The sequence below is a fragment of the Phycicoccus sp. M110.8 genome, from assembly GCF_032464895.1.
Classification (GTDB): domain Bacteria; phylum Actinomycetota; class Actinomycetes; order Actinomycetales; family Dermatophilaceae; genus Pedococcus.
Window position 1 is genome coordinate 63,590 of sequence record NZ_JAWDIC010000003.1, and the last position, 24,080, is coordinate 87,669.

At 67.4% G+C, this 24,080-nt stretch carries 21 protein-coding genes; 13 read left to right on the forward strand and 8 right to left on the reverse strand.

Annotated features, from left to right (window positions below; genetic code table 11):
* Positions 1–37: 37 nt before the first annotated feature.
* The 4 genes from RKE38_RS13570 (at position 38) to RKE38_RS13585 (ending at position 4,305) form a co-directional block, all read left to right on the forward strand.
* Positions 38–1,060 (forward strand): glycosyltransferase, encoded by a 1,023-nt coding sequence (locus RKE38_RS13570; protein ID WP_316008017.1) that lies wholly within the window; start codon positions 38–40, stop codon positions 1,058–1,060.
* The gene (locus RKE38_RS13575; RefSeq protein WP_316008018.1) at positions 1,057–2,490 is read left to right on the forward strand and encodes a hypothetical protein; all 1,434 of its coding nucleotides are present in this window, start codon (positions 1,057–1,059) and stop codon (positions 2,488–2,490) included. The genes RKE38_RS13570 and RKE38_RS13575 overlap by 4 nt, the downstream gene beginning before the upstream one ends.
* Positions 2,462–3,883, forward strand: coding sequence for an O-unit flippase-like protein (gene wzx / locus RKE38_RS13580; RefSeq protein WP_316008019.1), 1,422 nt, complete (start codon positions 2,462–2,464; stop codon positions 3,881–3,883). Before RKE38_RS13575 ends, wzx begins: the two co-directional genes overlap by 29 nt.
* Before the next feature lie 68 nt (positions 3,884–3,951).
* Positions 3,952–4,305 carry a serine O-acetyltransferase gene (locus RKE38_RS13585; protein ID WP_316008020.1) on the forward strand — a complete coding sequence of 118 codons (354 nt, stop codon included), beginning with the start codon at positions 3,952–3,954 and terminating at the stop codon, positions 4,303–4,305.
* A gap of 23 nt (positions 4,306–4,328) precedes the next feature.
* Here RKE38_RS13585 and RKE38_RS13590 read toward each other — a convergent pair whose 3' ends face one another.
* The 5 genes from RKE38_RS13590 to RKE38_RS13610 all read right to left on the reverse strand — a co-directional run bounded on the left by RKE38_RS13590 (position 4,329) and on the right by RKE38_RS13610 (position 9,476).
* Complete coding sequence (locus RKE38_RS13590) at positions 4,329–4,955, reverse strand: sugar transferase (RefSeq protein WP_316008021.1); 627 nt, start codon at positions 4,953–4,955, stop codon at positions 4,329–4,331.
* Positions 4,912–5,880, reverse strand: a complete 969-nt coding sequence (locus tag RKE38_RS13595) for a hypothetical protein (RefSeq protein WP_316008022.1) — start codon at positions 5,878–5,880, stop codon at positions 4,912–4,914. The genes RKE38_RS13590 and RKE38_RS13595 overlap by 44 nt, the downstream gene beginning before the upstream one ends.
* A complete protein-coding gene (locus RKE38_RS13600) occupies positions 5,874–6,776 on the reverse strand; it encodes a glycosyltransferase (protein ID WP_316008023.1) in 903 nt (300 codons plus the stop codon). The genes RKE38_RS13595 and RKE38_RS13600 overlap by 7 nt, the downstream gene beginning before the upstream one ends.
* 109 nt (positions 6,777–6,885) lie before the next feature.
* On the reverse strand, positions 6,886–8,187 hold the full coding sequence (locus RKE38_RS13605) for a nucleotide sugar dehydrogenase (RefSeq protein WP_316008024.1): 1,302 nt from the start codon (positions 8,185–8,187) through the stop codon (positions 6,886–6,888).
* 119 nt (positions 8,188–8,306) lie between these two features.
* Complete coding sequence (locus RKE38_RS13610; RefSeq protein WP_316008025.1) at positions 8,307–9,476, reverse strand: NADP-dependent malic enzyme; 1,170 nt, start codon at positions 9,474–9,476, stop codon at positions 8,307–8,309.
* Positions 9,477–9,812: 336 nt separating this feature from the next.
* Between RKE38_RS13610 and RKE38_RS13615 the strand changes: the two genes are divergently transcribed.
* The 9 genes from RKE38_RS13615 (at position 9,813) to mctP (ending at position 20,800) form a co-directional block, all read left to right on the forward strand.
* Positions 9,813–10,742, forward strand: coding sequence for an ABC transporter substrate-binding protein (locus RKE38_RS13615; protein ID WP_316008026.1), 930 nt, complete (start codon positions 9,813–9,815; stop codon positions 10,740–10,742).
* A gap of 23 nt (positions 10,743–10,765) precedes the next feature.
* Positions 10,766–11,743 (forward strand): amino acid ABC transporter permease, encoded by a 978-nt coding sequence (locus tag RKE38_RS13620; RefSeq protein WP_316008027.1) that lies wholly within the window; start codon positions 10,766–10,768, stop codon positions 11,741–11,743.
* The gene (locus tag RKE38_RS13625) at positions 11,743–12,636 is read left to right on the forward strand and encodes an amino acid ABC transporter ATP-binding protein (RefSeq protein ID WP_316008028.1); all 894 of its coding nucleotides are present in this window, start codon (positions 11,743–11,745) and stop codon (positions 12,634–12,636) included. The genes RKE38_RS13620 and RKE38_RS13625 overlap by 1 nt, the downstream gene beginning before the upstream one ends.
* Positions 12,636–13,004 carry a S24/S26 family peptidase gene (locus tag RKE38_RS13630; protein WP_316008029.1) on the forward strand — a complete coding sequence of 123 codons (369 nt, stop codon included), beginning with the start codon at positions 12,636–12,638 and terminating at the stop codon, positions 13,002–13,004. Before RKE38_RS13625 ends, RKE38_RS13630 begins: the two co-directional genes overlap by 1 nt.
* A gap of 370 nt (positions 13,005–13,374) precedes the next feature.
* Entirely contained in the window at positions 13,375–15,849 is a 2,475-nt protein-coding gene (locus tag RKE38_RS13635; protein WP_316008030.1) for an IPT/TIG domain-containing protein, read from the forward strand.
* Positions 15,850–16,102: 253 nt separating this feature from the next.
* Positions 16,103–18,088, forward strand: a complete 1,986-nt coding sequence (locus RKE38_RS13640) for a hypothetical protein (RefSeq protein WP_316008031.1) — start codon at positions 16,103–16,105, stop codon at positions 18,086–18,088.
* A gap of 135 nt (positions 18,089–18,223) precedes the next feature.
* Positions 18,224–18,622: a superoxide dismutase, Ni gene (gene sodN, locus RKE38_RS13645; protein WP_316008032.1), complete on the forward strand. Its 399-nt coding sequence runs from the start codon at positions 18,224–18,226 to the stop codon at positions 18,620–18,622.
* Between the two features lie 214 nt (positions 18,623–18,836).
* Complete coding sequence (locus tag RKE38_RS13650; RefSeq protein ID WP_316008033.1) at positions 18,837–19,130, forward strand: DUF3311 domain-containing protein; 294 nt, start codon at positions 18,837–18,839, stop codon at positions 19,128–19,130.
* Positions 19,127–20,800 (forward strand): monocarboxylate uptake permease MctP, encoded by a 1,674-nt coding sequence (mctP, locus tag RKE38_RS13655; RefSeq protein ID WP_316008034.1) that lies wholly within the window; start codon positions 19,127–19,129, stop codon positions 20,798–20,800. Before RKE38_RS13650 ends, mctP begins: the two co-directional genes overlap by 4 nt.
* A 178-nt stretch (positions 20,801–20,978) precedes the next feature.
* Here the strand turns inward: mctP and RKE38_RS13660 are convergent, their stop codons facing one another.
* From RKE38_RS13660 to RKE38_RS13670, 3 genes are read right to left on the reverse strand one after another with little or no spacing between them, the layout of a single operon-like run.
* Positions 20,979–22,274, reverse strand: coding sequence for an HD-GYP domain-containing protein (locus RKE38_RS13660; protein ID WP_316008035.1), 1,296 nt, complete (start codon positions 22,272–22,274; stop codon positions 20,979–20,981).
* A complete protein-coding gene (locus RKE38_RS13665) occupies positions 22,271–23,716 on the reverse strand; it encodes an HD-GYP domain-containing protein (protein ID WP_316008036.1) in 1,446 nt (481 codons plus the stop codon). The genes RKE38_RS13660 and RKE38_RS13665 overlap by 4 nt, the downstream gene beginning before the upstream one ends.
* Positions 23,717–23,757: 41 nt before the next feature.
* Complete coding sequence (locus tag RKE38_RS13670; RefSeq protein WP_316008037.1) at positions 23,758–23,919, reverse strand: hypothetical protein; 162 nt, start codon at positions 23,917–23,919, stop codon at positions 23,758–23,760.
* Positions 23,920–24,080 lie beyond the last annotated feature (161 nt).

Sequence of the window (24,080 nt, forward strand, 5' to 3'; positions counted from 1 at the left end):
GGGCGACTTGCGGCCTTACCTGGAAGAGCGATTTCGAGTGATCGACGTGGAGCCTTTGGCACGCAGCCTACAAGTGAACCGGGACCGAGTTGCCGCTGACGTGTGGTGCCTCGTCAGGCACCGGCTCTGGAAGTCGATACTGATGTACGCCTTCGCGATCCTCGCGGGTGCTGCTGGCCGCCCTGTTAATCCGTGGCGCCAACGGGTCTGGTTCTCTGGGCGCTCGGGGTTGCAACGGGTCGCCGAGCACTTCGACGCGGCGTTCGCTGTGTCGTCCGGCCCTTCGACGTACTTCTTGGTCGACTGCGTCGAATCGTCCCGCAGCTATCACTGGGTCATCGGCGACTACAGCCAGACCCCGATCGCACGGCGCGTGGACGTCCACTACCTCTCTCAACTTCGCGGTGGCCTGGCCGTGTCCGATGAGTGTGCGGATATCTTCACAAAGGTCTTTCCAGAGCTGAAGGCGCGTCGCCCGAAGCCTTACCAGTTCCAGACGCCGTGGCGGTTCTACGAGCACAATGAGGGCGGCATTCCGGAGTTCGAAACGGGCGCTGGCGCCAAGATCGTCACGGTCAGCCGTCTCGATCCCGGTAAGGGGCTGGGTCTCGCTCTGGAAGCAGCTGCCGAGCTGCGCGACGTGGGACTCGAGTTCCGGTGGCTCGTCCTAGGGGATGGTCCCGAGCGAACACGACTGACGGACCAGATCGAGCGTCTGGGACTCGAGGAGCTGGTCGTTCTGTGTGGCTTCAAGAACAACGTGTCGCAATACCTGCGGGCGGCGGATGTGTTCGTCCTACCATCGTCGTCGGAGGGCCGATCGACCGCGGTCGACGAGGCAATGGAACTGGGAGTGATACCTGTCATCACGGACTTCAAGACGGCCCGATCCCAGGTGACCGACGGTCGTACCGGCGTCATCAGTTCGTTCAAACCGGGTGACCTGGCCCGTAGCATCGCGAGTGCGCTCGATCCTGCCGTCCGAGCCACGATCCTTCCCAACATCGGCATCACCCGCGACGAGGACCCAACTCCCTTCTTTGTGAAGTTGTCGTCGTGACCCGCGCCCTGCGCTCTGTTGTGTTCGTGCTGCTCGCATGCGGCGTCGGCGCGACCATCCAGTTCGCTACGGTCGGAGCCCCGGACTACCCGAGCATCTGGATCCTGCCTGTCACCTTCGTGGCGGTCGCGTCCGCCGTCGTTGCCACCGGACGATCGACCGATCGCTTTCGTCTGCTCGAGTACTCCCTCGTGGCGTTGTGGTTCGTGCGCCTCGTGGTGATCCCTTGGCTCATGGTCGGCGCGGGCGGCCTCTACCTCGCCATTGAGCCGGTGCCCACTCCCGGCGAGTACCGTCGGGGCATCCTCTACATGGCGTACGAAACGGTCATCACAGGAGCCGTGCTCGCAGCCGCGCGGGCGTACACCCGGCGCGCACGGACCGAGCAACGCGCAGCGATCTCGTTCCGGCAGGGGAGCTACGTGCCGCAGTTGGCCCTGGTGCTCGCGGGGGGTGCTGCGCTGACCCTCGGCAGCGTCCGCCAGAGGTTCTCCTTCTTCACCAGCAGCATCACTGCCACAGCCCGTGAGCTGGCGAGCAGCTACGACGCCAGCACGTCGACCCTGTCCAGCCTGGCAAACCTCGCGCGCTTGGCGGTTCCGGGCGTCTTGATCACCATCGCGGTGAGGCAATACCGGAAAAAGCCCTCGCTGCAGCACCCCTTGGTGGCAATGGCCGGCTGCATCGTGGTGAACCTGTTCTACATTTCAACAAGCCGGGCCTCGTTCTTTGTGCCTCTTGCTGCGGCGATCATCGTGCTGGCCATCGCCTTCCCTGAAGCCCGCACCCTCATTCTCACCTGCGCAGGGTCGGCATTGGTACTCGCCACCGTGGTCGTCACCGTTCACAAATCGTTCGCGGCGTCAGCACAGTCGACTCTGGGCGACACTGCCAACTACCTCTCGACCTACCTGATGGGGCCCAAGGAGTACGCCATGGGCATAAGGGCCGTCCACCAGTACGGCTCGGCGGTCGACGGGCGCACGCTTTTCGGCGACCTGGCAGGCAATGTGCCGTTCGTCAGCAGCCATATCGACCCACTCAACAGGACGAGCCAGTACTACAACTGGACGTATCTAGGACGGAACGTCGGCGAAGGTGGTGGTTTCATAGCCCCCGCCTCCATCCAGAGCGCCTTCTACGTCGGCTGGGTGCTGGGCCCTTTTGCGACCGCGCTCGGCCTCGCGCCGGCCGTCTTCGGCATGAGGTACCTGCAAAGGCCAGACCAGGACCCTTCGGTCTCGTACGTCGCGGCGTTTGCCATCGTCATGGGCCTGCTGTTCCACACCAACAGCTTCTCCACCATCGCCGCGTTTCTGACCTTCCCAATCATCCCCCTGCTCCTGTTGGCCAGATTCGACCTCTGGATGACGCGAACCAAACGGGAGGGTGGTCCGACTCATGAGCGGCATTCGTATCGCGCGGCGTGATGTCTTCTGGACCTATGCCAACCTTGTCTTGTCCAGCGGGGTCAATCTCTTGCTCCTCCCCCTGATCCTGTGGGCCCTGACACCCGACGAAGTCGGTCAGTGGTATGTCTATTCCGCTCTCGGCGGACTCTCCCTGGTGCTGGACTTTGGGCTCTCCGCGACTTTATCCAGGCACGTCACATTTGCTTGGTGCGGTGTGTCAACGATTGAGAAGCAGGGGTACACGGACCAGCAACTAGACGGCCAACCAAACTACCCGCTGCTGCGCTCGCTGGTTGCTGCGACGAAGTGGGCGTACCACCTCGTGGGAGCGACGGCGCTGCTGCTCGCTGCCACGGTCGGCACCCTGCATGTTCAGCATGCGGTGCATGCCGGCTCGATCGTCGACAAGCAGCTCACCAGTTGGTGGGTCTACGTGGCGGCCATCTGGATCAACACATCCATGGCCTACTGGAACCCGCTGCTGCGGGGCGTAGGAGCTGTCGCGGAGACCGGGCAGGCCAACGTGGCGGGCAAGATCGCCCAGCTGCTGTTTACCTCGGCTGCGCTAGTAGCAGGATTCGGCTTGTTGGGCGTCTCGGTCAGCTACTTGGCATCCACCTTCGTCTTCCGCTGGATGTCCAAGCGCTACTTCCGGCGCCGCTCCGGCCTCCTGCACGAATCGCGGGACGAGGAGGGGGCATACTCGCGCTCCGCCCTGCTCAGGACCATCTGGCCGAACGCCGCCCGTCAGGGAGTGGTCAGCCTATCCCAGTACGTGATGACGTGGTCTCCCGTCCTCATTTCCTCGGGCTTTCTCGGTCTGCGCCAAGCGGCCACGGTGGGTCTGACAGTGCAGATCCTGGGAATCATCAAGGTCTTCGGCAACGCCCTCTTCAACGCCTTTCTCCCCCAGTTCAGCAGCCTAAGGCTCACTGGTGATCTGGACCGCTTGCGGGCTCGGGTCGCCCTCGTCCTGGGAAGTGCGACGTACAGCATCTTGGGCCTCGGCACCCTGGCCCTCGTCGTAGGTCCGCCAGGGCTGCACCTCTTGGGCACGGACGTGCGCCTGATGCCCTTGGCGTACGGTCTGTGCTTTTTCCTGAGCGAGTGGGCCGTCAACCAATACGCGCTGGTCAGCGGCTACCTGGGCACCGCCAACCGGGTCCCGATGCACAAGGCCTACTTCATCACCGCCCTTGTCGGAACTGCCGGTCAATTCCTTGCCGTCTCACGCCTCGGCTGGGGTTTGTGGGGCGTCATCGTGCCGCCCCTCCTGGCGTCGTTGGTCTACAACGACTGGATCTGGTTCCGACGGGCAGCGACCGATCTCAGAACAACCAGCTTGGGCCTGTTGGGTCGTTCCCTGACCGAGCCCTACGTCTTCGTTGCGACCCGTATTGGAGTGAAATGATGCTGCTCCGGCTCATCCACCTCGCCGGCGGGCTTCGGCGCCGTGGCGTCCCCTTGGCCCCCTCCGTCGTGGGTCGTCTGATCCGCTTCATGTACGGCTGCGAGATCTCCTACCTCGCCGACATCGACCGAACAGTGGTATTCCCGCACAAGGGATTGGGTGTCGTCGTCGGCGACGAGGCGGTCATCGGACCGGGATGCAGGATCTTGCAGAACGTGACTATCGGCGGCCGGTCGGGCATGCCCGGCGGTCCCGTCCTTGGACGCGACGTCCTAGTCGGTGCCGGCGCCTGCCTCTTGGGAGCCATCACCATCGGCGATGGCGCGATCATCGGTGCGAATGCCGTGGTGCTCGCCGACGTGCCTGCGGGGCACACGGCCGTGGGCGTGCCTGCCAGACTCATCGCGCCGACCCACGCCTAGACTCAGTCGTGGGGCCCGATGGCCTAATAAGAGTGGCTGCCCGTGAGAGCGACCTTGAGAGTCCTGACCAAGATCTTGAGGTCGAACGCGAGCGAGGCGTGATCCACGTAGTAGAGGTCAGCCGCGATCTTGCGCCCGTGGTCGATGCCGGACCGGCCGTTCACCTGCGCCCAACCCGTGATTCCCGGACGAACCTCAAGGCGTCGGCGCTGATCGGCGGAGTAGCACTCCACGATCTCCAGCAGCTCCGGCCTCGGACCCACGAGGCTCATCTCACCCCGCCAGACATTGACCAGTTGTGGCAGCTCGTCCAAGCTCCAACGACGCAAGAGGCTCCCCGTCCTGGTCATTCGCTCTTCGTGGTCACCGGAGGACTTGAACACGAAATCGTCAGGCACTCCGTCGCTCCACGCATACGCCTCTGCCGAGGTCGCTGGAGCCGCCGCATTCATGGTGCGGAACTTGAGGATCTCGAAGGGCACACCGTCCTGACCGGCTCTCTGCTGGCGGAACAGCACCGGCCCCGGATCGGTCGCCTTGATGCTGACGGCCACAGCCATCAGGACCGGCGAAGCAGCGATCAGGACTGCCCCACTGGCACAGCGGTCAATGACCCGTTTGATCACCAGGTAGGTGCGCTTGGACAACACCGACGCTCTCCTTCTCCTCGTCCGTGAGCTGGGCGAGTGGCACCAGACCTCCAACACCATCAGCAAGTCCGAGCACGCGCGTCGGGCGGGCGAATGAGTCGACAACGACCATCCCACGACTGCCGATGATGCCCCCCGACACGACAGGAACTCCCGCCAGGAGGGCGCGTCCGAAGCGCTGCTCGAAGAAGTCGGGCGACCCCGTATTCAGCTGGCTGCCGGTAGCCGAAGTGTCGAGCCGCACCACATGCGCTGAACGCTCCACTATGGCCGCAAGGAACTCCGTTGAGAGATTCCCGATCCCGACGTCCACCACGATTGCCTTGTCCGACAACCTGTCCAGCCACTCAGTGCCGATCGCCCCCCGCGCGGAGATCGCAGTGATCATCAGATCCACCTTCTGGTCTGTCCAGACCTCGATCTGGGTGGATGAGTGACGGGGAAGGATAGCGTTGATCGCGTCCACCGCTAGCTGCGCTGCGTCTGCCCGGCGGGCGTACAGAAACACTCGTGCACCCCGCTCGACCAAGAGCAGACCGGCCTTGAACCCGATGTTGCCTGACCCGACCACGCCCACCTTCAGCGCCCCGAGATCTGCTCCCATCAGGTGCGTCACCAAGACGTCCAAGGATCGCACCGTCGCGTCGTTGGGCTTGTGAGGATGCAGGGTCGAGTGCTGAATGCACTGTGTGGCGATGCCGAGGATGTCGACACCCTGCTTGCGCTCCACATCGATAAACAGCTCGCGCCCTGGCTCATCCAGCTCGCGCAGGATCTGCTCGGCGCCGATCGGGGTCTCGACCGAGAAGGCGGCGATGACCCCTTCGGCGTCAAGCCGGTCGGGGAGGCGGACCGTTCCATGACCGTGCAGAGTGGCTGTGCAGCACACCACGACTCGTCGAGGCAGTGCCTGCTTGCTCACCACGACTCCACCGTAGGACGTTCCGTGAACAGGAACGACAACGCGAGGACTCCTGCGTCGATCCTCCGGCGCCGGCACTTGGGAGCAACCGCCGCAAGGCGCAGACGCGCCCCCAGACCGCGCTGCTTCATCAGCCGTGCCGGCATCGCCTCCTGCGCACCGACCACCTCGATGACGGCAGCCGCTTGCTCCCACATCCACCCCCGCCGGAGTTGAGCCACTCGCCGCACCTTGGCGCCGAGACCCCGGTTGGCACCGATCTGGTTGGAGTCGTGTTGTCGATAAAGCATCTGCGGTTCGGTGTCGATATACCAGTCCCAGCCGTTCTCCCGGACGAAGGCGTAGTCCAGCCAGTCGTGGTACTCAACCTCGGTTAGGACGCGTCTGTGTTCTAGCAATACCTGCTGCAACCTCATGAAGACGTCCGCCCTCAGGACGTGCGTACACCCTGGGCCCGGACTGGAGAAGAGGTGGTCCCACTCGCGTTGACGTCCGGCCTTGTCGACGAGTGAGACCGAACCATCCTCGCTCCAGGACCACACACTGCTCGAGTACCCGGCTGCGTCGTGGCGAGACAGGACGTCGACGGCCCGGTCGACCTTCCCGGGGAGCCAGATGTCGTCTTGGTCGGCCAGCGCGACGTAGTCGTACGAGTCGACGGAGACTTCGGACATCAACCGAAAGAAGTTCGCCGCCGCAGATCCGAGGCGCCCCGGCGAAGGCATCATCTGCACCCGAGCGTCCCTCTGCACCAAGGCCTCGACCCACTCGCGGGTGCCGTCCGTGCTGTCGTCGACGCTGACGACGAGAGTGATTTCCACGCCAAATTGGCCAAGGATCGAGTCCACTTGAGGTGCGATGAAACGCATCCCGTTGTACGCCGCCATCAGGACCACCACGCGCGCTGGACCTGATGGCCGCGGCTCCGGCCGGTGTGCGACCGATGCTTGCTGTAGGACGTCCCGAGCAGTTGCTGGGGGGCGACTTCTGAGGGGCAAGAGACTCTGCCTAGAGACGATTGACGCCGGGAACCGGGGGCAGGACGCCCCGCGTGTCCAGAATCACGGGCGCGTGCTCCGCGATGGAGGCTAGGTCGAACTTCGCGTGCGACTGCAGCAGTACGGCGACATCGCAGTCCTTGAGCGCCTTCTCGACGTCCTCGGCGGACGAGAAGACCGACTCCGAGCCGTGGGGAGCCCAGGACGGCACGAACGGATCTGCATAGCGAAGGTCTGCACCCCAAGAGAGCAGGGTCGCTGCGAGCGGATCCGCTGGGCTCTCTCGGCGGTCGGCGATGTCCGCCTTGTACGTGACGCCGAGGAGCAGGATCCTCGCCCCGCGCACGGCCAGCCCTCGGTCATTAAGCAGACGCCAGACCCGCGAGGCGACGTAAGTCGGTGCGGCGTCGTTGATCTCCTCGGCCATCTCCACCATGCGAAACGCGTACCCGAGCTTCGCCTTGACGCGGTGCGACAGGTAGGACGGGTCGACGGGGATGCAGTGCCCCCCGACGCCCGGACCCGGCCTGAAGGCCATGAAGCCGAAGGGCTTCGTCTCAGCACAGTTGATGGCGTCCCAAAGGTCGATCCCAAGGTCGTCGCTGAAGCGCACCATCTCGTTGACCAAGGCGATGTTCACATGACGGAACGTGTTCTCGATCAGCTTGGCCATCTCCGCCTCCTTCGCGCCCTTTGCCTCGACCACGGTGTCGATGAAGGTGCCGTAGAAATTCTTGGCCGCGACTGTGGCTGCCGGGGTGAGGCCGCCCACAACCTTCGGCGTGTTCTTGACGCCGTAGGTCGGGTTGCCGGGGTCGATCCGCTCGGGTGAGAACGCGATGAGGACGTCATCCGCACCGAGGTCGCCTCGTGCCAGGACCCGAGGGGCAAAGACCTCCTCGGTCGTCCCGGGATAGGTGGTGGATTCCAAGATGACCAGACAGCCTGCCTGCACGTGCTGGCCGATGGTCTCGGCGGCCGTCTCGACCATCGTCAGGTCTGGCCCACCTGCATCGGATAGTGGCGTTGGGACGCAGACGACTATGACGTCCGCCTCGGCCAGCACCGTTGGGTCCGAGGACGCCGAATAGCCGGCCCGCTTGGCGGCTCCCAGCTCCTCGTCCGAGATGTCGTCGATGTGGGAGGTGCCAGCGTTGAGCGCCTCAACGGTCGCGGTGTTGGGCTCGTAGCCCGTCACCGCGAAGCCGGTTGCGGCAGCCCTGAGCGCTAGCGGAAGTCCGACGTACCCCTGTCCCATCACGACCAGGCGGCTGGATGACATGTGCGGATCAAGCTCCTCGTGGACGACCAACGTTGACAAACCCGACACAGCATAGTTGCAGCGCGGCCGGATCCCGTACGGCGCGCATGACATGCGGGCGACGCCTCGGGCCGCAGGCAGGCGACCCGAGGCGCGCTCGAGGAGACCCCTCAGGCTTGGGCGATTCGTCCCACCGCTGCGGCCACGGCGTCGGCGACCCCCAGCTCGAAGACGCTCGGGACGATCTGGTCGGACGTGGGCTCGGGCACCAGGTCGGCGATCGCGCTCGCCGCCGCCAGCTTCATCGCCTCCGTCACGCGTGGCGCGCCGGAGTCCAGGGCGCCCCGGAAGATGCCGGGGAAGGCGAGCACGTTGTTGATCTGGTTCGGGTAGTCCGACCGGCCAGTGGCGACCACCGCGGCATACCGGGCAGCCACCTCCGGGTGCACCTCGGGCGTGGGGTTCGCGAGCGCGAAGATGATGCAGTCGGGTGCCATCCGCGCCACCTCCGCCTCCGGCACCTGGCCGCCCGAGACGCCGACGTAGACGTCGGCACCGACGAGGGCGTCCCCCAGCGAGCCGCTCAGGGCTCGCGGGTTGGTGGTGACCGCCAGGCGTCGCTTGTGCGGCTGCTCGGCGAGGTCGGTGCGCGCTGGCGAGATGATGCCGCGCGAGTCGCAGACCACGATGTCCTCGACACCCGCCCGCGCCAGCAGGCGCGTCACCGCGACACCGGCCGCGCCGGCCCCCGACACCACCACGCGCAGGCCGGCCTGCTCGCGGCCCACGACCTTCGCGGCATTCAGCAGCCCGGCGAGCACCACGATCGCGGTGCCGTGCTGGTCGTCGTGGAAGACCGGGATGTCGAGCCGCTCCTGCAGGCGGCGCTCGATCTCGAAGCAGCGCGGCGCCGAGATGTCCTCCAGGTTGATGCCGCCGTAGGTGGGCGCGATCCGGGCGATCGCGTCGACGAGCTCGTCGACCGTGCCGGTCTCCATGCACACCGGGACGGCGTCGACACCGCCGAAGTGCTTGAACAGGACGGCCTTGCCCTCCATGACCGGCATCGCCGCCAGCGGGCCGATGTCGCCCAGGCCGAGCACCGCCGTCCCGTCGGAGACGACCGCCACGGTGTTGGACCGGGAGGTGTACCGCGCGGCGAGCGCCGGGTCGGCCGCGATGGCACGGGACACGTCGGCCACGCCGGGCGTGTACAGCAGGGACAGGTCGGCCCGGTCACGCAGCTGCTGCGTGGCGTGTACGCCGAGCTTGCCGCCCTCGTGCGCCCGGAAGACCGGGGAGGACGGGTCGAACAACGGGTACGACGGAGACGCGGACACGGAAGGTCACCTCAGACAAAGGAGGGGGGCGTTGGGGCACACCGCGCACGGATCGAACCGCGCGGTCTCGAGACGGAGCCGGGTGTGGCCACACAGAAACGCAGAGGCGGGGGTTACCCGCGAGTTCATCGTGGCACAGGGGCACGGGCGCCGACCAGCCCCGTGACGAGAGTGTGACCCGCGTCGCGCGACAGGTTCTCGGATGCGAGACGGAAACGATCTGGTCGGGACTGGCGCCGTTCGCAGGCGGGGCTGGCAGGATGCCCCTATCCCCACAGCCGTGGTGGGGCGCACGTCCCAGCCACGCGGCATACCCCGAGGAAGGACCTCACCAGCATGACCTCACGCCTTCGCCCCGCCGCCGCCCTGGTCGCGGGCCTGGCCACGGCCGGACTCGCCCTGAGCGCGTGCGGCTCCAGCTCGCTCGACACCGGTTCGTCGTCGTCGAGCAGCTCGAGCTCCTCCTCGTCCTCGTCCTCCAGCTCCGGCGGGGGCGTGGACCAGGCCCTCGCCGCCAAGGTCCCGCAGAAGATCAAGGACAAGGGCACCATCATCGTCGGGTCCGACGCGTCCTACGCCCCCAACGAGTTCCTCGCCAGCGACGGCAAGACCGTGCAGGGCATGGACGTCGACCTCTTCAACGCGGTCGCCGCCAAGCTGGGGCTCAAGGCCGAGTTCAAGAACGCCGGCTTCGACACGATCATCCTCGGTGTCAGCAGCGGCAAGTACGACATCGGCGTCTCCTCCTTCACGATCAACGACCAGCGCAAGAAGCAGGTCAACATGGTCAGCTACTTCAACGCCGGCACCCAGTGGGCGGTCAAGAAGGGCAACCCGAAGAAGGTCGACCCGGCCAACGCCTGCGGCCTGTCCATCGGCGTCCAGAAGGGCACGGTGCAGGTCGACGACCTGACCGCCCGCTCCAAGAAGTGCACCGCCGCCGGCAAGCCCGCCATCAAGCAGATCGTCGAGCAGGACCAGTCGAAGGTCACCGCCGACCTCGTCTCGGGCAAGGCCGACGCGATGCTCGCCGACTCCCCCGTCTGCCTCTACGCGGTCAAGCAGACCAACGGGCAGCTCGAGGCCCTCGGTGACATCTACGACTCGGCTCCCTACGGCTTCGTCGTGCCCAAGGACGAGACCGACTTCGCCCAGGCCATCGCCGACGCGCTGAAGGCGACCGCTGCGGACGGCAGCTACAAGGCAGCCCTGAGCAAGTGGGGCAACGACAGCGGGTCGATCACCGACTTCGCCGTCAACCCCTGACGAGCCGGACCGAGGCAGGCACCATGACCGAGGCAACGCAGCAGCGACCCGGTTCGACCGGGGCGGGCGCCGACAGCGCCCGCCCTGGCGCCATCCACGCGCGACCGGTCCCCCATCCGTGGCGGTGGGTGGCGCTGGCCGTCATCGCCGTGCTGATCGCCATGATGATCAGCTCGTGGGTGACCAACCCGAAGTGGGACTTCGGGTTCGCCCTCAAGGTGATGAACTACAACCCGGTCCTGAGCGGCCTGGTGCAGGGCACCATCCTCACGACGATCTTCTCAATGATCCTCGGCGTCGTCGGCGGCGTGCTCATCGCCATCATGCGGCTGTCGAGCAACCCCATCCTGCGGGGCGTCTCGTTCGTCTACACCTGGTTCTTCCGCGCCATCCCCCGGTACGTGCTGCTCGCCGTCCTCGGCGTCGGCGTCCTGTACCTCTACCCCACGCTCGACTTCGGCATCCCGTTCGGGAAGGAGATCGCCAAGGCGTTCGGCTTCGGCGACCCCACCTTCTGGACCCTGGACGTCCGCACGATCAGCAGCGGCATCATCGTGGGCATCATCGGCCTCGGGCTCTCCGAGGCGGCCTACATGGCCGAGATCGCCCGGGCCGGCATCCTGTCGGTCGACCGCGGGCAGACCGAGGCCGCCCAGGCCCTCGGCATGTCCGCGGGCAAGACGATGAGACGGATCGTGCTGCCGCAGGCGATGCGGGTCATCGTGCCCCCGACGGGCAACGAGACCATCGCCATGGTCAAGGACACCTCGCTGCTCGCCGCGGTCCCCGTCACGACCGAGCTCTTCTTCCAGACCCAGCAGGTCGCAAACCAGACCTACCGGATCATGGGGTCCTACGTCGCCGCGGTGGCCTGGTACCTCATCATCTGCTCGGTCCTCATGGTCGGGCAGTCGTGGCTGGAGAAGCGCTTCGGCCGCGGCTTCGGCCAGCCCAGCGCGACCAACCGGGCCCGCTTCCTCAAGATCGGGGCAGACCACTGATGGCCACCGACACGACCAGCAACGCCGACACGACCAGCAACGCCGACACGTCACGGGGCGCCGCCGCCTCCCGGCGTGCCGCCGGCGCCGCCGACACCTCCGGCTCCCGCCGCGCCGACTTCCCGCTCGTCCACGCCGTCAACGTCACCAAGGCGTTCCACGGCAACGAGGTCCTCAAGGGCATCGACATGGACGTCCAGCAGCGCGAGGTCGTCTGCCTGCTCGGGCCGTCCGGCTCGGGCAAGACGACGTTCCTGCGTTGCATCAACCAGCTGGAGTCCATCGACGGCGGCCGCATCTGGGTCGACGGCGAGCTCATGGGCTTCAGCGACCGCGGCGGCACGCTGCACCACCTCACGGACAAGGAGATCGCCACCCAGCGCCGTGACATCGGCATGGTGTTCCAGCGGTTCAACCTCTTCCCGCACATGACGGCCCTCGAGAACATCATGGAGGCGCCGATCCAGGTCAAGGGCGAGAAGAAGAAGGACGTCCGCGACCGGGCCCTGGCCCTGCTCGAGCAGGTGGGCCTCGCCGACCGCCACGCGGCATACCCCTCCCAGCTCTCCGGTGGGCAGCAGCAGCGCATCGCCATCGCGCGGGCGCTGGCCATGCAGCCGAAGCTCATGCTCTTCGACGAGCCGACGTCCGCGCTCGACCCCGAGCTCGTCGGTGACGTGCTCCAGGTCATGCGCCAGCTGGCCCAGGACGGCATGACGATGATCGTCGTGACCCACGAGATGGGCTTCGCCCGCGACGTCGCCGACCGGGTCGTCTTCATGGACGGCGGGGTCGTCGTCGAGCAGGGCAAGCCGTCCGAGGTCATCAGCAACCCGCAGCACGACCGGACCCGCTCCTTCCTGCGCCGGATGCACCAGGAACGCGACGAGTAGTGCTGAGCCTCTGCCTCGTCGTCGTCAAGGGCCGCTCGATGGAGCCCACGCTGCACACCGGCGACCGGATGGTGGTCCTGCGCGGCGCTCCCCCGAAGCTGGGTCGGCTCGCCATCGTCCGCCTGCCCCCGGACGAGTCGGGCACGCCCCGGCCGCTGGCGGTCAAACGGGTCACCATGCGTGATCCGGAGGACCCCAGGCGGTACTGGGTGGAGAGTGACAACCAGGCCATGCCGGGCGTCGCCGACTCGTGGACCTACGGTGTGGGGTCGCTCGGGCGCGACCAGATCCGTGGACTGGTCCTGTTCCGGCTCCCCCACCGGGTGCGCCTGCCGCGGGTGCGCCGGCGACGGCGACGCCCCGACTGAGACCGCCGGGGCGCATTGCAGGCGGCGGCATGCCGGACAGCCGGCGCCACGCAGGCCCGCTGCCCTCTAGGGGAAACAATGTCGTTCCTGACTGATTCGGCCGAAATCGAGACAAGCAGGCGTCCGGGCGAAATCATGTGACCTCGGGGAGCCAGCCACTTCATCATCAATGGGAACGCACGCTGCCTCTCGCCTGGACGGCAACGCCTTAGGAGGCTCAGTGCGCAGTCGATCTGCAGTGCGCAGGTTGGTGTCGGCGCTGGCTGCAGGATGCCTCCTGCTCAGCGCGCTCGCCACGGGCGTGCCCACGGCGCATGCGGATGCCCCCTATACGGGGGTCGGCAGCCCCACGGGCGGCAGCTTTGCCTCTTTGCCGCCGTCACGGCTGCTCGACACCCGCACCAACCTCGGTGGCGCGGGACCAGTGGCGGCCAAGGGAACAGTGCACCTGCAGGTCACCGGCCGCGGCGGGATCCCCACCACCGGCGTGTCAGCCGTGGTCCTCAACGTCACCGTCACCAGCCCCACCGCACCAGGCTTCATCACCGCCTACCCGGACGGCGCCACCCGCCCCACCTCCTCCAACCTCAACTTCACCGCCGGCCAGAGCATCCCCAACCTCGTCGTGGCCAAGCTCAGCACCGACGGCAAGGTCGCCCTCTACAACGGGTCCCCCGGCACCACCCAGCTCATCGCCGACGTCGCCGGCTACTACCTCGCCGGCAGCGTGACCAGCCCCGGAGGTTTCCAAGCGCTCGACCCGGCACGCCTGCTCGACACCCGCACCAACCTCGGTGGCGCGGGACCAGTGGCGGCCAAGGGAACAGTGCACCTGCAGGTCACCGGCCGCGGCGGGATCCCCACCACCGGCGTGTCAGCCGTGGTCCTCAACGTCACCGTCACCAGCCCCACCGCACCAGGCTTCATCACCGCCTACCCGGACGGCGCCACCCGCCCCACCTCCTCCAACCTCAACTTCACCGCCGGCCAGAGCATCCCCAACCTCGTCGTGGCCAAGCTCAGCACCGACGGCAAGGTCGCCCTCTACAACGGGTCCTCCGGCACCACCCAGCTCATCGCCGATGTCGCCGGCTACTACCTCGGCGCGTCGGCTGCAGCACCGCAGCCTGCACCCGCCGTCACCGGCATCACCCCCAGCCACGGCCCCTCCGCTGGCGGGACGATGGTCATCGTGAGCGGGACCGACCTGACGAACGCCAGTCAGGTGCTGTTCGGGAACGTTCCGGGCATCAACATCACCGTGTCGGCGGCGGGTCAGCTCTCCGTCAGCTCGCCTCCTGGTACGGGAACCGTGGATGTCAGGGTCACCACACCCGCCGGAACTTCGGCACCGGTCGCCGCAGCCCGTTTTACGTACGACACCCCGACGTGGTGCCAGGGCGCGTACTCACCCGAGGTGCATGTTTCGGGCTCGTTGGCTGCAAGCACGACGTGGGGCACCGATTGTGCGGGCCAGTACGTTGTCGACAGTACTGTCACGGTGCCGACCGGGGTCCTGTTGACGGTACTGCCGGGCACAGTCGTCAAGTTCAGCCCCTCGACCGGGCTGGTCGTCAACGGCACCCTCAACGCCGCCGGCACCGCCACCAACCCGGTGATCCTGACCTCCGTCTGGGACACCACCACCGGCGCCGACACCACCACCATCGTCTCCAACCCCTCCACCCCCCAACCCGGCGACTGGAAAGGCATCAACGCTCCCAACAGCAGCGGCGCCACCATCACCGTGGCGCACACCACGATCGCCTACGCCTCCACCGGCGTCGCGATGCCCAACGGCGGCAGTCTGTCCCTCACCGCCAGCACCATCACCAAGACCGACGGCGGGGTCTACGCCAGCGCCCTGACCAACCCCGTCATCACCGGCAACACCTTCACCGCCATCACCAACCTCGAGATCAACCTCACCTACTCAGGCATCACCCTGGCCAAGCTCGACGGCAACACCGCCACCAACTCCACCGGCGCCCCAGTCATCGAACTCAGCTCCTGCGCCCTGACCACCAGCGGCACCTTCCCCTGGACCTCCACCAACCTCAACCCCGTCATCTGGGGCGGACTGACCATCCCCACCGGCACCACCCTGACCCTCAACCCCGGCACCATCCTCAAGCTCTACGGCTCGAGCGGGCTGGTCGTCAACGGCACCCTCAACGCCGCCGGCACCGCCACCAACCCGGTGATCCTGACCTCCGTCTGGGACACCACCACCGGCGCCGACACCACCACCATCGTCTCCAACCCCTCCACCCCCCAACCCGGCGACTGGAAAGGCATCAAACTCTCCGCCGTGAAGGGAGCCGTGTTCGACCACCTCGTGATTCGATATGCCGACACGGCGATCCAAGTTGGCCAACTGACGGACCTCACGGTCGACAACTCTCAATTCGCGTACAACACCCGAGCGTTCTCGGTCGGTAACGCTGTGGGCGACGATCCCGTGACGCAGAGCTTGGTGACGGCAATTCAGAGCTCCGACAAGGTCGGCGTCTCAGCCTGCCTCCCGCCGTACACCTCGTTCGTGCACGGCAGCGGGAACTGGTACGGGCGTAACGGCTTCCCCGGAGTCGGCGGCGACTGGACCCAGTACCTGGGTCTGGCCGCTGGGGATGCGTCCACCCTGTACTCATGGGTCACGCCCTTCTACGACACCAACTTCGATCTGGGGACGAACACCATCCCGTGGACTCTCTACAGTTGCCCCCCACTCGCGATTCCCCCATTCCCCGTCACACCAATCCTCACGAACGTCGAGAGCGCGGGAGGAACCACCGCATACGTGCGCCCGATGAGCCCCCCCTTTCCAGCTCTCGTCGAGCAGTAGAACTGGCGGAGACCCGGGTGCTCTCGTGACCACGCAGACATGGCGCCTGGGTCCGGAGGAGAGGAACACACCTCTCTTGTGGAGCCTTAACATGTGCCGCCGGAATCGTGCCGGTAAGCAACGGCGGCTCGGGCCGGCCTAGGACGACAGGAAGAGGAACTTGAGATCACGAAATGCGTTGCTGGCTGTCGTCACTTCCATCGCCTGCCTGTTCTCCGTCGGCACTTCAGCCGCGACCGCGACGCAGCCCGCCGTGGCCGCTCCCTCAGTCACCGCCTTCACGGTCAACCAGGAGCACGCCCGTCCCGTTGTCTACGACGCCTCCAGCACCGACTCGATCACCGCCTCCAACACGTGGGGAGACGATGTCGCCGTGAGGGCCGTCCTGTCGGACGGCTCGTCCATGTCGGTGTCGGTGATGCCTCCCATGGGCCAGCGCTTCGCCCCAGGCACCTACGCCCTGGGCAACGGCATCGACACGACCCATGCAGCTGCTGCCGTGGACGGCGTCGGCTACACGTGCTCGACAGTGCGCGGCACCCTGACCGTGATCTCTGTCGAGCGCTCGTCCACGGGCTCCCTGACCGGGCTGGCCGCCGACTTCGACCAGACCTGCGACTACCAGATCGGCCACCAATCGGGTCAGGTCCGCTGGAACAGCACGGTGGCCTATGCGGGTTTCCGGGCCGCCGGCGCCGAGTTCGCGCCGCAACCGATCCTCGAGCGCGGCGGGGCGCGGACCCTGACCCTCACGGCCGCGGGATCGACCTCGCTGTCAGCCCAAGCCACCCGCGTCGTCGCCCACGCTGACTCGGCGACGGGGTCGTTCGCCATCGCGTCCGATGCCTGCTCCGGGCGCACCCTTCAGCCCGGGGACAGCTGCTCGGTCTCCGTCACCATGACACCGTTGGTCTTCGGAGCGGTCGAGGCGAGCGTGGAGCTGACCACGTCCGAGGGCGTCATGACATACCTACCGCTCTACGGCACAGGCACGGCCTCCAGCAAGGGCACCTTCCACTCCGTTCCCAGCACCCGGGTGCTCGACACCCGCTCCGGCACCGGCGGCTGGCTCGGCGCCGTGGGCGCGGGGCAGACGGTCTCGCTACGCGTGGGTGGAGTCGCGGGCACACCCACGGCGGACGTCGCCGGGGTCGTCCTCAACCTGACGGTCACGCAGCCCACCACCACCGGCTACGTCACCGTCTACCCCGCCGACCGTCCCAGGCCGACCGTGTCCAGCCTGAACTTCCACACGGGACAGACACGGGCCAACCTCGTCACCGTGCCCGTCTCGCCGAACGGGACCATCAAGCTCACGAACGCGCTCGGCTACGCACACCTCATCGCGGACCTGGTCGGCTACTACAGCGCCACGAGCAACCTCGAGACGACCGTCGGCGCGGGCAGCCAGTACCAGGTGCTGTCCCCGACCCGCGTGGTCGACACCCGGGACGGACAGCCCCTCCAGCCGGGGCAGGTACTGGAGGTCAAGGTCGACTTCTTCCACCCGGAGCGCAACGCTCCTGTGACTGGGGTCGCAGTGAACATCACCGCGGTGTCCCCGACCCGTCCGGGCTACCTCACCGTCTGGGACGGCGTGGGCAGAATCCCCGGCACGTCCTCGCTGAACTTCACAGCCGGCGAGAACGTGCCCAACCTCGCCGTCGTGGCCGTTGCGAAGGGCAGCGATGGAGTGCCGACGTTCGCCATTGCCAACTCCTCGGCGCCAGACACGAACGTGCTGGTCGACCTGGTGGGTCTCTACGAGGACTCCGGCGGCACTGGACTGCGGTTCAGGAGCGTCACGCCACAGCGCATCGTCGACACGCGCACTGGCCTGGCCGGCGTGCGTCCGTCCATCCCGGCAAACGCCACGCGCACGTTCGGCGCACCCGCGAGCACGGTCACCGACGACACGCGCGCCCTTGTCGGCAACCTCACCGCCGTCAAGCCGAGCTCGAGCACGTTCCTCACCGTGTGGCCCGGGACGGGCAACCGACCCGCGACCAGCTCGCTCAACGCCCCGGCCGGGGCCATCGTGGCCAACGCGCTCATGGCCCAGGTCGGCAGCGCCAACGGTTTCAGCATCTACAACAAGGCGGGTACCACGCCCACCTTGGTCGACGTGATGGGGACGATGGAGTCCTACCCGCCCCGTTCCGCCGGTGCGACGGCAGACTCCCAACAGCTCGTGACCCAGGACTGGACCCCTTGGCAGGTCACCACAGCGCGGCGATGACGGGCACAACCTGACCGCACAGCGCCGGCCGGCTCGGCACCTGGTCTCGCCACGGCATACCCGGCGTGTGCGGCGTAGGCACGCGGGGTAGGTTGGACGAGCACTGTGATCGTCCGTCTCGCAGAAGGGATTCGCATGCTCTCCCGTTTCTTCCGCACCACTGAGGTCAGCGCCCACTGCGACCTGCCTTGTGGTGTCTACGACCCCGCCCAGGCCCGCATCGAGGCCGAGTCGATCAAGGCCATCATCGCCAAGGTCGCCGACAACAACGACCCCGACTTCCGCACCCGCGCGGTGGTCATCAAGGAGCAGCGCTCCGAGCTGGTCAAGCACCACCTGTGGGTGCTGTGGACCGACTACTTCAAGGCACCGCACTTCGAGAAGTACCCGCAGCTGCACACCCTCTTCAACGAGGCCACGAAGCTCGCGGGCGCGTCCGGCACCAAGGGCGAGTTCGACGCCGGCAAGGCCGACGAGCTGCTCGCCAAGATCGACGAGATCGACAAGATCTTCAAGGAGACCAAGGCCGCCTGAGGCGTCCCACCTCCCGACCCGAGGGCCGGTCCGCATCGAGCGGACCGGCCCTCGGTCGTCTACCGGCACCCCTGCTCGGCGTCCGCTCGGCGCAGGCGGAGAGCCGCTGGTCAGATGGTGTGCGCGGCATCCCACCACTGGGGTCCGGCGAGGAATACGGTGCGGGGCGGACTGCGAACGCAATCCGCCCTTTTCGCATGTGGAGGTACGAAAGGTGAGCACCGACGACGCTGTCGACCACGACACCGTTCCACCCGCCAACAAGGGGATGCTGGCTGCGGCCGCGGTCCTGCTGGCGATCCCGATCATCGCCCTGTTGTGGGTGAGCAGCTACGCCAAGGTCGAGCCCAAGCTGGGCGGGTTCCCCTTCTTCATCTGGTACCAGTTCCTGTGGGTCTTCCTGTGCTCGGGGATGACGTACACGGCATACCGGCTGGTCCTCAAGGCGAGGCCGCACCGTCCCATGACGCACGCGACCACCCGTGACGACGAGGAGGGCGACCGATGAGCGCGATGGTCCCCGCCGCCGCCAACACCGGCGTCAACACCACGGCCCTCGTGGTGCTCATCCTGCTGTTCCTGCTCGTCACCGGCATGGGCTTCTGGGCCACCCGCTGGCGCAAGGCCGACAGCATGGAGTCCCTCGACGAGTGGGGCCTCGGTGGTCGCCGGTTCGGCACCTGGGTGACCTGGTTCCTCCTCGGTGGCGACCTCTACACGGCATACACCTTCGTGGCGGTGCCGGCGGCGATGTTCGCCCTCGGTGCGGTCAGCGGCTTCTTCGCCGTCCCGTACACGATCGTGCTCTACCCGATCATCTTCATCTTCATGTCGCGCCTGTGGTCGGTGAGCCACCGGCACGGGTACGTCACGCCGGCCGACTTCGTGAAGGGCCGCTACGGCTCCCGCGGGCTGGCGCTGGCGATCTCGCTGACGGGCATCCTGGCGACAATGCCGTACATCGCGCTGCAGCTCGTCGGCATCCAGGCCGTGCTCGAGGTCGCCGGCCTCGGTGGCAGCAACGCCCTCGCCAAGGACCTGCCGCTGTTCATCGCGTTCGCGCTGCTCGCGGCCTACACCTACTCCAGCGGCCTCCGCGCCCCGGCGGTCATCGCGTTCGTCAAGGACGCGCTGATCTACCTGGTCATCATCGTCGCGGTCATCTACCTGCCGTCGAAGGTCGGCGGCTGGGACGCCGTGTTCGGTGCGGCCGAGGCCAAAATGGCCAAGCCCAACCCGGTGACGAACAAGCCCACGGGTGCGTTCATCCCCAGCAGCCAGCAGTACTGGGCCTACGCCTCGCTGGCACTCGGGTCGGCAATGGCGCTGTTCATGTACCCGCACTCGATCACGGCGACGCTGTCGAGCCAGAACCGCAACACCATCCGCCGCAACGCCTCGATCCTGCCGGCCTACAGCTTCGTGCTCGGTCTGCTGGCGCTGCTGGGCTGGGTCGCGATCAAGGCCGGCACCAAGCCGATCGGCCTCGACGGCAAGCCCAACGCGCAGCTGGTCATCCCCCAGCTGTTCGAGGACATGTTCCCGAGCTGGTTCGCCGGCGTCGCCTTCGCCGCCGTCGCCATCGGTGCGCTCGTGCCGGCGGCGATCATGTCGATCGCGGCCGCGAACACCTTCACCCGCAACATCTACCGCGACTGGCTGAAGCCCAACGCGACGCACGCCCAGGAGGCCAAGGTCTCCAAGCTCGTCTCGCTGCTGGTCAAGGCGTTCGCGCTGGTGTTCGTGCTCACCCTCGACAAGCAGAACGCCATCAACTTCCAGCTCCTCGGTGGCATCTGGATCCTGCAGACGTTCCCCGCGATCGTCTTCGGGCTCTACACCCGCTGGTTCCACCGCTGGGCCCTGCTCGTCGGCTGGGCCGTCGGCATGGTCTACGGCACCATCACCGCCTACAACGTGGTCAACCCCGCCACCAAGGCCCACTTCGGCGGCTCGCTGGCCATGATCCCCAGCATCGGCAAGATGGGCTACATCGCGATGACCGCGTTCGCGTTCAACCTGATCGTCGCCGCGGTCCTGACCCTGGTGCTCAACGCGCTCAAGGTCGACAGGGGCCACGACGAGACGATCAAGGGTGACTACTTCGCCGACGCCGGCGACCCCCGCGTCGAGAAGCACCTCGAGACCGACGTCCACCTCACCACCGGGTCGCCGTGACCCGGCCGGTGGGCTGACAAGGGGTGGTGCCGGACGCGGTCCGGCACCACCCCTTCGTCGTGTGCCCGGTCCAGAGCCCGCGTATGCCGTGGAGCCCGCTCGGCGCTCAGGCGCCGGTCGCGCCTCCAGGCGCCAATGGCGTGCTAGGCGCCAGGGCGTGCTCAGCCGCTAGTGGCGCTCAGGCGCCGGCGCGCTGCCGGCGGCGGGTGAGCACCCGCGAGAGGGAGTCGACCACCCGCGGGTCGTACTCGTAGCCGAGGCCGAGGTGGATGCGCTCCATCGCGTGCTCGTCCTGCGCCTCGTCCCGGCCGGCGAGGTCGACGTAGGCGTTGGCCACCTTGATGATCCGGCTCGACAGTGGGAGGTCCTGTCCGAACTCGCGGACCTGGCGGTAGGGCGTGGTCTGGGCCTGCAGGATGGTGGCCACCTGGTCCAGCACGCCAGTGGACCGGACGATCTCGGCCCCGTCCTGGGCGATCCGCTGCTGGTCGACGGGCGCCGCCATCACCGTCGCTCCGCGCGGGATGGGCTCACGCAGGGCTACCTGGCCGAGGTCGTGCAGCAGGGCGGCGTACTCGAGGTCGGTGAGCTCGCGGTGGCTCATGCCGAGGTCGCGCCCGACGGCGACCGCGAGGTCCGAGACGTGCTGGCCGTGGCCGGTGCCTGTGTAGCCGGCGAGGTCGGTGAGCGAGGACAGGGCGCCGATCGTCTGCCGGTAGGTGGTGCGGATGGAGGCGTACCGCTGCACGGCGAAGTACGTCAGCACCAGCGGGAAGAGGAAGAGCGGGACCGAGGCGACGCCGATGGCGACCTCCGCCAGCGCGATGAGCGCCCCCGAGGTGACCAGGGCCGTGGCCAGCGCCCCCACCGACCGGTACTCGTCCAGCACCGCCGGCAGCAGCGGGGACTCCTGCACGTCGGCCCGGATGCAGGCCTCGAGGGTGAGGTCGACGACCATGGCGACACCACCCACGAGCAGCATGACGACCGCGACCAGCCACCGTCGGTGGTTCCACTCCGACTCCCAGTCCAGCAGGGTCCGGCCGGCGAAGTGGACCTGGCGGAACAGCACCGGCGCGACGGCTGCGCCGATCAGCCGGGCCGCCGTGTCGCCCCACTGCGGCACCGAACCGGTGACCCTGCGCAGCAGCTGCCCTACGAGCATGCCAGCGCTGATGACCGCGATCACCACGTCGGCGCCGATCGGCGCCCTGCCGTCGGCGGCGATGGTCGAGAAGGCCAGACCCAGGGCGGCAGCCGTCGACATCGGGGCCGTCTCGCGACCGGTCAGGATCGTCAGCCGCGCGGTCTCGCCCAGCGCGATTGCCACGAGGAACAGGACCAGCCGGCCCCACTCGTCGCTGACGAGGGACCCGAGTGAGGGAGCGGCCGACCACCACGCCGAGAGGACGACGACAACGGCGAGGACGGCGATGGGGGCACCGAGCCGGACGGTGCGCCAGCTCGCGTTCACGAGGTGACCTGGGCGGGTCGGGAGCTGTCGGGGACGCCGTGGATGTGCTCACGGAGGTCCTGCCGCAGTGCGAGCCGGTCCGACACCTCGGGGTCGTCGTGGTCGAGCGCCAGCGAGGTGGCGACGGAGGCGTCCGGTCGCGGGGTCGGCTGCCACGGGTGCCGGACGAGCACCTTGCCGAGGGCTTCGACGACGACGGGGTCGAGGTGCGTTCCGGCGCGGCCGCGCATGACCTGCAGGGCGTCCTCGACGGCAAGGGCCGGACGGTAAGACCGCTCGGTCGTCAGGGCGTCGAAGACGTCGGCGACGGCGACGATGCGGGCCACCAGCGGGATGTCCTCGCCGGCGAGGCCGGCCGGGTAACCCAGGCCGTCGTAGCGCTCGTGGTGGTGGGCGATGCCGTCGAGCGAGCCGGACAGGAACTCGATGCCGCGGACGAGCTCGACGCCGGCGCCGGCGTGCTCGGCGATGACGACGAAGTCCTCGTCATCGAGGGGTTTCCTCGCGCGCAGGTACCTGGCGGGGACACCCACCTTGCCGATGTCGTGCAGCATGCCGGCGGTGCGGACATCCTGGATCTCCTTGTGCCCCAAGCCCAGCGCCTCGGCGAGCCACTCGCTCAGCTGGGCCACCTTCTGGCTGTGGCCGGCGTTGGTCGGGTCCTTCTTCTCCTCGGCCGTGACGAGGGCGCGCAGCGTGCGGTCGTGGGCCCGCAGCTCCTCGCCGTACTGGCCGAAGGCCCACTGCGCGACGGCGAGCGGGGCCAGGACGAGGATGGCGCTGAACCAGCCGACGCCGGCGGGGATCCACAGGACGACGAAGAGGAAGCCGATCACGCCGTAGCCGATGTAGGCCAGGCCGGAGGTGCTGAGCAGCTTGAGGATCTGGGTCCGCACGCGGGTGCCGGAGGCCACCCGCAGGACGCCTGCGATGAGGATCGCGTTGAGCAGGCACTGGGTGACGTCGGCGACGATCAGTGGGATGCCCACCGAGGTCAGGATGGTGACCGCTGACTCCGAGCCCCCGAACGCCTGGATCCCGCCCACCTGGGCGTAGACCAGGCCACCGAGTGACCCCATCGCCGAGAACAGCGAGATGTTGAAGACGCGGACGATGAACTGCTGCTTGTCGAACTGAAGGACGGTGCCGACCGCTCCGACGATGGCAGCCCCTACGGGGCCCACGATCACCGCCGCGGCGAGCAGGACGATGCTGATGAACGAGAGCTGGACTCGGGACCCGACATCGGTCTCCCGGAGCACCCAGCTGGTGATGCCGAGACTTGCCAGCACCGCTACCGCCAGCCAGTCGCGGGGAGGCCCGTCGAGCACGTACCCGACGAGGGCCAGGACCAGCGCGAGGGCGCCGACTCCTGCGACGAAGCTGACCGTGGCTCCGCTGCCCAGCCGTGACCTGGCTGGTTGGGCGGGCTCGGTGGTCACGACATCAATCTACGACGCGGCCCGGTCGGGCCGCAGCAGACTCAGATCGAGTCTGCGCCGCCCCAGCCCCAGCCACGTGCAGCGGCGTCCACGCCACCCCAGCCCCAACCGCGCGAGTACTGCGTCGGGCCGTCGGCCGGCGCCCAGACGATCGACTCCTCGTTGGTGAGGATGGACTCGAAGAGGGTGGTGATAGCCTTCATGGCTGCTGCTCCTTCTGCCCGAGTACGGACTCATCCGTTTGGTTGGTTCGGGCCGGTACTTGTCGCCAACCGTCAGGGGTTCGCTTGGCCGACGGGACTATGATGCCCGCCAACCGGTGGGTTTTGCCTGCCGTAGACCCCTTCTTTGCCAAGTCTTGAAT

Bases quoted from the DNA above. Each gene is read 5' to 3' on its own strand.
- wzx (WP_316008019.1), top strand. From the start codon at position 2,462: ATGAGCGGCATTCGTATCGCGCGGCGTGATGTCTTCTGGACCTATGCC.
- RKE38_RS13615 (WP_316008026.1), top strand. From the start codon at position 9,813: ATGACCTCACGCCTTCGCCCCGCCGCCGCCCTGGTCGCGGGCCTGGCC.
- RKE38_RS13620 (WP_316008027.1), top strand. From the start codon at position 10,766: ATGACCGAGGCAACGCAGCAGCGACCCGGTTCGACCGGGGCGGGCGCC.
- RKE38_RS13625 (WP_316008028.1), top strand. From the start codon at position 11,743: ATGGCCACCGACACGACCAGCAACGCCGACACGACCAGCAACGCCGAC.
- sodN (WP_316008032.1), top strand. From the start codon at position 18,224: ATGCTCTCCCGTTTCTTCCGCACCACTGAGGTCAGCGCCCACTGCGAC.
- mctP (WP_316008034.1), top strand. From the start codon at position 19,127: ATGAGCGCGATGGTCCCCGCCGCCGCCAACACCGGCGTCAACACCACG.
- RKE38_RS13670 (WP_316008037.1), bottom strand. From the start codon at position 23,919: ATGAAGGCTATCACCACCCTCTTCGAGTCCATCCTCACCAACGAGGAG.